The organism is Flavivirga aquimarina, from assembly GCF_030540835.1.
In the GTDB taxonomy this organism is placed as follows: domain Bacteria; phylum Bacteroidota; class Bacteroidia; order Flavobacteriales; family Flavobacteriaceae; genus Flavivirga; species Flavivirga aquimarina.
Genome location: NZ_JAUOEK010000150.1, coordinates 50,305 through 59,852, shown reverse-complemented (window position 1 = coordinate 59,852; position 9,548 = coordinate 50,305). Strand labels below are relative to the sequence as shown.

Sequence of the window (9,548 nt, the reverse complement as noted above, 5' to 3'; positions counted from 1 at the left end):
TAACTAAATCCCGTTATTTATCAGTCAAAAACAATTATTTTAAGCTCTTTTTTTCTAAAAGATTAAACTTAAGTATTAATCAAAAACAACTTTTATATATTTGAATCAACAAAACTAAGTTAATACACAGACTCACGTTGTATACCATTGACCAACTTTTGGGTTTTTCCGGGTTTATTACCAACTTATCAAAAACTCAGGATTGAAGGACAGTACTTTGAAAGGGGTATAGAATGGAAAAGCCATTGGAAGCACTTAATATGATGGGAATATTCATGGAAAGGTGTAGAAACCCCTAGCAAGACGATAATGGATTTATAAAATCAGGAATATTATTAAATATCGCACTTTTACTATTAAAAACATTTATTTCTTTAGCTCCAGTTTTTCGGCAAAATAATCGCAAAAATCTTTCATGGTAGCTGTCATTTTTTCATCTTGAGTTGCTCTATTAAACGTATCACTCATAGCAACTAATGTTTGGTGGAAGAATACTTTCATTTCATCTACAGGCATATCTTTAGTCCATAGATCAATACGAAGTGTTTCTTGTGTTTTAGAATCCCAAACGGCTAACATCATAGCTTTTGCTTCTTCATTTGTTATACCGCCATCTTGTGCAGTCCAATGCAATTTTTCGGGGACTCTACTTTCATCAAGCTCTATATTCAATTCTATTTTAGAAGTTATATTATCGGACATTATTTTCGTGGTTTAAACTTTGAATTATTAAAAATATCTTCAGGACTCGTCATTAACATATCTTGTAAGCTTAACTCATTTTGCGCCATATAAGCTCTTACTATTTGCCAACCTATATATTGACCTAAACGACCGGGAGATTCTGCATCAATACCTTCTAAATAAAACTTAGAAAATGGTGCCGGGTTTATAAACCTACCCAACAATTTAGTATCTGTACTAAATAACAATTCATACTCTACAAAATACTGCCAAATAACGCTTTCGTTTGCAATTGCCCAATTTAACTGCGTTTCAGAATAACCCATTCGCTCTGCATCTGTTTTAAATGGAATAACAACATCTTTAAAATAAAGTTGTTTTCCAAAATATATCATTTCGTCTAATAAGGTTCTATGTTGACTTTGATATGTATACTTTTTAGCATAAGCCTCGGCCATATCAACCACAATTTGTTCTTTCTTTAAATTTTCGCTTAAATACTTAGGAATATTAGCATAAAATTCATGCTCACTCCCCAAATACGTATCTAAAGCCAATATTGCAATAGTGTCTGTTATTATAACTCTGTTTCTATAATCTACATCACTAGTCGCTGTAATAATTCTAGGTGGGTTAAATTCGGGAAAGTAATATTTTAAATGGTTAAATAAGGATTCTATCTCTAACTCCGTTTCATTAAAGTTTTTAAATTCGTTTTCTACAGCATTAAATAATTGTATTTGCAATGTATCTGCTTTTTTGGCAATCCAAAACGAATCTTTATATTTCTCTGAAAACATAAAAGGGTAAGCCTTCTTTAGTTTTGGTAACTCTTCGGGCATAGCATTAGCAAATAACAAATCAAAACGTTCTATCTTAATATCTGTATTTATATTTGAAATTTCAGCTTGTAATGCCTGCTTATCTTTACAAGAAATAACAGCAATGCTTAATATTAAGCACAATAATAAATTCTTCATATAAAAGTTAAACGACATAAATTTTTATTAATTGAGTCTTTCGTTTATTTTTGTTTGCAAAGGTACTATTCTTAGATTTAAATTCATTTAATATGCAAACAGAAAAAGTTGTAGATTATATAATTAACTGGTTAAAAGATTACGCAACAAATGCTGGTGTTAATGGGTTTGTAATTGGCGTTTCTGGCGGTATTGATTCCGCAGTAACTTCTACTCTATGTGCAAAAACAGGTTTAAATGTTCTATGCATAGAAATGCCTATTCATCAAGCTGAAAGTCATGTAACAAGAGCCCAAGAACATATAGCACAACTAAAACATCGGTTTGACAATGTAAGTGATACGCGTACCAATTTAACACCAGTTTTCGAAGCATTTAAAACCGAAGTGTTTTTTGATGGAGACCAAGCTACCATAGATATGGCTTTAGCAAATACACGAGCACGTTTACGTATGACAACACTTTATTATTATGCTGGACTTTATAAATTACTAGTTGCCGGAACCGGTAATAAAGTAGAAGATTTTGGTGTTGGTTTTTATACAAAATACGGCGATGGCGGTGTCGATTTAAGTCCTATTGCAGACCTAGTAAAGTCTCAAGTCTATGCTTTAGGGGATTATTTACAAGTACCTGAGTCCATTATAAAAGCCGCTCCCAGTGACGGCTTATTTGGAGATGCCAGAAGCGATGAAGATCAAATTGGCGCATCGTACCCAGAGCTTGAATGGGCAATGAAAATGGATGATGAAGGCAAAAATGCCAATGATTTTTCCGGTAGAGAATTAGATGTTTTTAAAATCTACAAACGCTTTAATAACACGAACAAACATAAGATGATTCCTATTCCAATTTGCGATATTCCCGACAATTTTTTATAAACCTTGTAGGGTAATCAAAAAATCATTACATTTGTAGCAAGCTTACTCTCTCAATTATAATACTAATCTCTAACTAAATATTATAAAAAGCTTTCATTATGATAAAATTATTAATAGCAGACAACCACCCTATTACAAGAAAAGGGTTAGAAATTCTATTTTCAGCATCACCAAACATTAAAATTGTAGGAAGTGTAAACGATGGCGAGGCCATCTTAGAATTTATTAAAAAAAATCCCGTAGACATTATTTTAACAGAAACAGATTTCCCAAAATTAAATGGGTTAACGGTTTTACGTTATTTAAAGCACGACTATCCAAATATAAAGACCATTATATTTAGTAGTCAGCCAGAAGAAGTTTATGCCATAAATGCCATTAAAGCTGGCGCAGCTGGGTATTTAAACAAATCTGTTAATGTTATAAGTATCAACGAGGCTATATTAAAAGTGCACGACGGAGGAATTCATTTAAGTAATGAATTAACTCAACAGTTAGCATTTGGAAATAGAGTCAATAAAGGTGGTACTTTTTACAAAAAACTCTCAACCAGAGAAGCAGAAGTTTTAAAACTTTTAACTGTTGGTAGAAAAAACAAAGAGATTTCTAAGGAACTTGATATTAACGAAAAAACGGTTAGTACTTACAAAGCAAGATTAATGCGAAAGTTAAAAGTTACTAATTTGGTTGATTTAGTTAATCAAGCTAAACTTAGTGCTCAACTATAGTACACGATTTAATTTTCTAGAGAGTAGCATTTTTAAACCGGAATAGTCTTTGACTTCTTCAAGTATAGTTCTATTTACATCGTTTTTACTTTGTAATGTCTCTTGTTGAAACTCTTTCACTTTTTGGTCTATTAAGAAACATCGTAAACTTAAAATAGTTTCACTAACTAATTGTGCAATGCTTTGTATTTTTTCTTTTGGAAAAATATTCATGCGTTTCCAGTCATCTAATGTATAACGTTCGTCTTCCATTAAAATGGCAGTGATTTCGTTGGACATCTGGTTATCGACTGTATTTATAAATGATTTAAGCTCAAAATCAGGGTTCTGATTTAATGCATCTATAATACTATAATACAGGGTTTTAAATTGCGCATTAGAAAATTCCATTTCATCATCTTGAAGGTCTAGAAATATTTTTTCATAGACCTTCGCTTGATGGATTACCGGTTCTAAAACCAATTCACCCTTGTCATTTTCCTTTAAAACCAAATCTTCAAAGTCTTCTACTTTGTTTCCATAAAGCAAAAGAACTTCAATAATTTTTCGTTCTAAAACATACTGTACATCAACCTTTTTTACGGGTTCCTGATGTTTAACAACCTCGAACGCTTTTTGGTCTTTTTTTAACTGCTTGTTTTGTTCTTGAAATTCTTTTTTATTAATCTGGGCCAGAGTGCTAAATAAAACTTCTTCGCTAATGTCCATAATTCTGGCACATTCTTGAATATAAATTTCCTTTTTAATACGATCTGGAATCTTAGAAATACTGTTTACAATATCTCTAACAGTTTCTGCTTTTTTAATGGGATCGTTCTTTGTTTCTTCAAATAAAATCGATGCTTTAAATTGAATAAAATCTTTAGCATTCTCATTTAAATACAAAGTAAGCTCTTCAAGCGTATTTTGTTTTGCAAAACTATCTGGATCTTCGCCTTCTGGAAAAGTGCAAACCTTTACATTCATACCTTGTTCTAGAATAAGGTCAATGCCTCGCAAAGAGGCACGCATACCGGCAGCATCGCCATCAAAAAGCACTGTAATGTTTTTTGTTAGCCTGTTTATAAGTCGTATTTGCTCTGATGTTAAAGCAGTTCCGGACGAAGACACCACATTTTTCACACCTGCTTGATGAAATTGAATTACATCGGTATACCCTTCTACTAAATAACAATTGTCTTCTTTAGCTATGCCCTGTTTTGCATGATAAATACCATACAATACATTACTCTTATGGTAAATATCACTTTCGGGAGAGTTTACATATTTAGCAGCTTTTTTATCGTTTGTTAAAATACGTCCACCAAACCCCAAAACGCGACCACTCATACTTTTAATAGGGAACATAACACGGCCTTTAAACCTATCGAAACGTTTATCTTCTTTTACAATGGTAAGCCCTGTTTTTTGCAAAAAATCTATATTATAGCCTTGTTTTAAAGCTTTGTCTGTAAAAGCTTGCCATTCATCAAGCGAATAACCTAAATCAAACTTTTCAATAGTTTCCTGAGTAAATCCACGTTCTTTAAAATAACTCAATCCTATCGATTTTCCCTGATCGGTTTTATGCAGTATTTTTTTAAAATAAGTATTAGCAAACTCACTTACCAAATATAAACTCTCGCGTTCGTTTGCCTGCTCTTTCTGTTCGTTAGATTGCTCGGTTTCCTCAACTTCAATATTATATTTTTTAGCGAGGTACTTAATGGCTTCCGGATAGGTAAAATGCTCATGTTCCATTAAAAAAGATACCGCTGTACCCCCTTTGCCTGTAGAGAAATCTTTCCATATTTGCTTTACAGGCGATACCATAAAACTTGGCGAACGCTCATCGCTAAAAGGGCTTAAGCCTTTAAAGTTACTCCCTGCTTTTTTTAGGTTTACAAAATCGCCGATAACCTCCTCTACACGAGTCGCTTCAAATATCTGATCTATGGTTGTTGCTGATATCAAAAAATGTATACTTGCTTTTAAATTAAAACTCTACTTGACTTTATAAGGAAACGTAAAAATAACACAAACTATTGATATTAGAAACCTAAGGTTTCTGTATTGTTGTTATGACAAAAACTTGCCCATACACTTAGCAATCTATATACGACTAAAGTACCGCTCATATTTCAATATTTTAAAAGATAAAAAAACCGTTTGGTGTTCTATAAAATTTCATCTCAAAACAACTACATTTGAAATAGGCTTTAACACAATTATATTTATATAAAAGTTGCAAGATATTTGAAGATTACAGCTTTACATTAACAAAAATTTCAACCTGAAATAGACATGAAATATAAAAACTATTTCCTTTCTCTAGCTTACCTACTTTTAAGTCACTTTAACTTTGCTCAGAATCCTGTTATTAAAGATATTGGAATGTCAGACCCGCATGTTAGGGTATTTAACGATACTCTTTTTTTATACAGTGGACATGATTACAGTCCTAATGATAAGACCTGGATAATGAAAGACTGGCGTGTGTTTTCATCAACAAACTTGATTAACTGGACAATTAGGACCTCAATCAGCCCCAAAGACAATTATATGGACGATAATAGTACGGATTGTTGGGCAAGTGATGCTGCAAGTAGAAACGGAAAATATTACTTTTATTTTTCGGACAGGAAACGAGGAATTGGTGTCATGACCTCTGATGCTCCTTATGGCACTTTTAAAGACCCTCTTGGCAAAGCTCTTGTTGCTCCTATGCATGATCCGACAATATTAATTGATGATAATGAAAATCAAACACCTTATCTTGTTTATGGAGATAAAGACAATGGAAATGGTTTTCATATCGCAAAACTAAATGACGATATGATATCTCTTGCCGAAAAACCAAAGCTGATTGAAATCAATGGTGAAGAATGGGAAAAAGCACCCCACTGGATGGATAAAAACTATATTTTTAAGTATAATGATACTTATTATTTAAGCTGGGGGCGCGATTATGCTATTTCAAATAATATTTATGGTCCATATAAATGTGTTGGAGCAGTTGGACATGGTCATAACTTAAATGAATTTGCTCATGGTAGCTTTTTTAATTGGAAAGGTCAATTTTATCACATTTGGTGTTATTATATCGAAAAAGGCTTCAAATACCGAGAGTCTATTATTTCATACTGTCACATGGATGACGATGGAAAAATTGTTACGGACATCAAGTTTTTAGACGCTCATTATGCAAATGGTGTAGGTCAATACAATGCTTCATGGGATACTATTGAAGCCGAATGGTATTATGAAATATCTGGCGATATAAAAAAACAAGGAAACAGGAAAGATGGTTTTGTAATTACAAATATTCAGAATGACGATTGGGTTCGATTTGCCAATATTACTTTTGATAAGAGTTATGAAAAATGCGTCTCTAACCTATTACTGAATGGCAAAAAAGGCTTGCTTGAGATTAGATCGGGTAGCCCTTCTGGCACTGTTTTGAGTGAACTCAAATTATCATCATCGAAATCTTTTCAAGAATTTAAAAACGTTATCGAAGTTAGTAAAGGAAAGAAGGATATATATATGATATTTAAAGGTGATAAAGGGAGCTCTTTGCAAATAGATTGGATAAGGTTTGAGTGATAAAAAACACCTTGTGACACTAAATAAATATAGGTTATTGGTCAGGTAACACACAATAGGCTTTATAGAGTATTTAAATAAGAACGTACTAAAAATGAAACCCAAAAGTGCCCGTAATACCAAACTTTCTGGCATCCGGGTTTCTAACTTCATCCAAATAATTACCTCTAAAATTAAAGTCTATTCTAAATACTTTAAAAATATTACCTATACCCAAACTATATTCATAATACATTTCATCAGATGGTGCTATTAAAGCAATAGAGTTAGGGTTACTTGTTGTATTTAACAATATATTTTCTTCAGAAATCTCACCCCAAACACCACGAATACTTATAATTTCTCGAAGATTAAGTTTACGTAAAAAAGGAATTCTTGAAAATAAGCGTCCGTTAAAATTATGTTCTAAATGCACCGATGTATAGGTATCAGACACAAATTCGTAAAAATCTAACTGAGAAAAGGTATTATAAATTGAGAAATAGGATTGGTTTCCTGGTATTACACTTAACAGCCCTAGTGGTACTTCTCCAAAAGTTTTACCGGCTTCTATCGTTGTTGTTAACCTTCCAAAACCACCAACTTGCCAAGGCTGTATATAAGATAATTGTAATTTCGTATAATCAAAATCGCTATCAAACAAACTCTTATCACCTCTGCTTATCTGTGCAAATATACGGGCAAAACCATCATTAGCCTCACGGCGTTCAACACCAAAGCCTGTCATTTTTCGTTTTGGAAAATAGGATACGGATAACGAGGATTCAAACTGTCTAATTTCAGATGCCACACCTGTTGGTGTATTGTAATCTAAACTAAACGTAGGGGATGCCGATTCTAAAGTCCTGTAGTTTCCTCCCAGCCTAAAAATAACATTACGCCATGGTTCTGCTTCAATAGCTAAACTGGTTAAATTTATGGAGGTTAATTTATCATTTGCACTTGTTCCAACAACCGATGAGGATGCCAAACTTCTACCTAAAACATCTGTAGAAGTGGTTAAACTCGCTCCTATTTGCTCCACATCACGACGGTTTCCTCCAGAAATAATAAGCCTACTTTTTTTATCTAGCAACCATTTTCCTGAGATACCATATTTAAATTTATCATCTTCAAAACCATAGGCTACAAATCCTTCTAATCGCCAAAGGTCATTTCTTCCAAAATAAGTACGTCCACCTGCACGTAAACGTAAACCTTCTACTTCATTAAACCCAAAGGTTGAAAAAATCGGGCCATAATCTAAAGGCAGGGTATTAAACTCAATATATCCTGATGCTAAAATGCTTCCTAAGTTATAAAGCTGTTTAAATTTCTTGACTGTTTTTAAAGTGTCAAGCATTTTATAAACCCCTTGTTCGTCCTTATTTAAAGCTTCTAAACGATTCTCTGCCCAAAACGCATCGCCTCTGTCATAAACATCTTTATCGTAATTGTAAACTTCCTGGTCGTAGAACTTACTATCTAACTTTTTATCAAATTCATAATTATCGTATAAGGTAGTACGCTTACCATAAACACCTCTTGATTTCTCCTTTTTGCTAAAGGCAAAGTCAGACATCATATAATCACGCTTCACAAGAAATAAGGAATCGTTTAACACTTCAAACTCTTGTTCTATATAAATCTCTTTTATCCAGTTTATATTGGCACTTTTTGATGCCTGAAGGTTAATATCTTTAATGGCATAGGTCGTATCTGCCACCCAAAAATCGCCTTTAAACGTCAGTTCGTTTTTACGTCTTGGGTAATAAATGATATTGTAACACCATTTATTATCTATATAAGCACTGTCTGACAATACATAATTATAAGTATTAATTCCAGTTTTAGACAAAGGACTTACAAAACTTTTATCGAAAAACTTTAGATAATTATCGTAGACATTATAATCGGAATATAAATCATCAACAAAATCAATCACTACTTGATTATCGCTAAATCCAGAGTTTTTATTTCCTTTTAAAACTTCTTTTTCTTTATTAATAGTATTATCGCCATAAACTCGTGAAGCTGCTTCGTTTATAAACATTGGTAAATATGTTTTACCTGTTACTCGCGATGTATCTACTTCATTAAAAACAAACTCCATACCTCTAAAAAGTCTGCTTCTTATAAGAGCACTGTCTATGGTATTAATATCGAATTCTACTTTTTCGTATTTATCGTATGCGTATTGTTTATATAGGTTTAAACCATTTTTTCGCTTATGCTCCCATATTTTTCTTAGTAAATCAATGGCCGGGTTATTCTTTTTTGATTGTTTTCCAGAAACGATAACAACCTGATCGAGTTCACCCAGTTCTTCTTTAAGTATAAACTTTAAATTATAATTTATTTTTTTATCCAAAGGAATATTTAATACTTCGTAACCAATAAAAGAAATGGTAAGTGCTTTCCATATTTCATCAGATTCTAAATAAAACTTTCCGTTTTCGTTTGTTATAGTCCCAATGGTAGAACCTTTAAAAATAACGTTTGCAAACGAAACAGGTTCATTAAATTCATCAAACACATAACCGCTTACTTTAGTTTGTGCTATTGCAAAAAACACATTTAGAAGGAAAAGAGTAAAAATTAGTTTTATCTTCATCAAACGATTTTAATTATTTTCTATAAAGACAAATATAATTTGCCTTGGTTGCATGAAATTGAAAAAATATGGTTGAATTTATTTCATAACAAAAAAA

The 9,548-nt window shown here is 32.4% G+C and carries 7 protein-coding genes; 3 read left to right on the top strand and 4 right to left on the bottom strand.

Annotated features, from left to right (window positions below; genetic code table 11):
- Window positions 1-366: 366 nt before the first annotated feature.
- Both gldC and gldB read right to left on the bottom strand, forming a co-directional pair.
- A complete protein-coding gene (gene gldC, locus Q4Q35_RS16070) occupies window positions 367-702 on the bottom strand; it encodes a gliding motility protein GldC (RefSeq protein WP_303279027.1) in 336 nt (111 codons plus the stop codon).
- A complete protein-coding gene (gene gldB / locus Q4Q35_RS16065; protein WP_303279026.1) occupies window positions 702-1,664 on the bottom strand; it encodes a gliding motility lipoprotein GldB in 963 nt (320 codons plus the stop codon). Before gldB ends, gldC begins: the two co-directional genes overlap by 1 nt.
- Window positions 1,665-1,756: 92 nt before the next feature.
- Here gldB and nadE point away from each other — a divergent pair, with 92 nt between their 5' ends.
- Together nadE and Q4Q35_RS16055 are read left to right on the top strand one after the other, a co-directional pair.
- Window positions 1,757-2,545 carry an NAD(+) synthase gene (nadE, locus tag Q4Q35_RS16060; RefSeq protein ID WP_303279025.1) on the top strand — a complete coding sequence of 263 codons (789 nt, stop codon included), beginning with the start codon at window positions 1,757-1,759 and terminating at the stop codon, window positions 2,543-2,545.
- Window positions 2,546-2,643: 98 nt separating this feature from the next.
- A complete protein-coding gene (locus Q4Q35_RS16055) occupies window positions 2,644-3,273 on the top strand; it encodes a response regulator (RefSeq protein ID WP_303279024.1) in 630 nt (209 codons plus the stop codon).
- On the opposite strand, the gene dnaG is transcribed toward Q4Q35_RS16055, so the two are convergent.
- The gene (gene dnaG, locus Q4Q35_RS16050) at window positions 3,268-5,226 is read right to left on the bottom strand and encodes a DNA primase (RefSeq protein ID WP_303279023.1); all 1,959 of its coding nucleotides are present in this window, start codon (window positions 5,224-5,226) and stop codon (window positions 3,268-3,270) included. The two genes, Q4Q35_RS16055 and dnaG, sit on opposite strands and share 6 nt — an antisense overlap.
- 330 nt (window positions 5,227-5,556) lie before the next feature.
- Between dnaG and Q4Q35_RS16045 the strand changes: the two genes are divergently transcribed.
- Window positions 5,557-6,858 (top strand): family 43 glycosylhydrolase, encoded by a 1,302-nt coding sequence (locus tag Q4Q35_RS16045; protein ID WP_303279022.1) that lies wholly within the window; start codon window positions 5,557-5,559, stop codon window positions 6,856-6,858.
- 88 nt (window positions 6,859-6,946) lie between these two features.
- Here Q4Q35_RS16045 and Q4Q35_RS16040 read toward each other — a convergent pair whose 3' ends face one another.
- Window positions 6,947-9,451 (bottom strand): DUF5686 and carboxypeptidase-like regulatory domain-containing protein, encoded by a 2,505-nt coding sequence (locus tag Q4Q35_RS16040; protein ID WP_303279021.1) that lies wholly within the window; start codon window positions 9,449-9,451, stop codon window positions 6,947-6,949.
- Between the last annotated feature and the right edge of the window lie 97 nt (window positions 9,452-9,548).

Bases quoted from the DNA above. Each gene is read 5' to 3' on its own strand.
- gldC (WP_303279027.1), bottom strand. From the start codon at position 702: ATGTCCGATAATATAACTTCTAAAATAGAATTGAATATAGAGCTTGAT.
- gldB (WP_303279026.1), bottom strand. From the start codon at position 1,664: ATGAAGAATTTATTATTGTGCTTAATATTAAGCATTGCTGTTATTTCT.
- Q4Q35_RS16045 (WP_303279022.1), top strand. From the start codon at position 5,557: ATGAAATATAAAAACTATTTCCTTTCTCTAGCTTACCTACTTTTAAGT.
- Q4Q35_RS16040 (WP_303279021.1), bottom strand. From the start codon at position 9,451: ATGAAGATAAAACTAATTTTTACTCTTTTCCTTCTAAATGTGTTTTTT.
- Q4Q35_RS16055 (WP_303279024.1), top strand. From the start codon at position 2,644: ATGATAAAATTATTAATAGCAGACAACCACCCTATTACAAGAAAAGGG.
- nadE (WP_303279025.1), top strand. From the start codon at position 1,757: ATGCAAACAGAAAAAGTTGTAGATTATATAATTAACTGGTTAAAAGAT.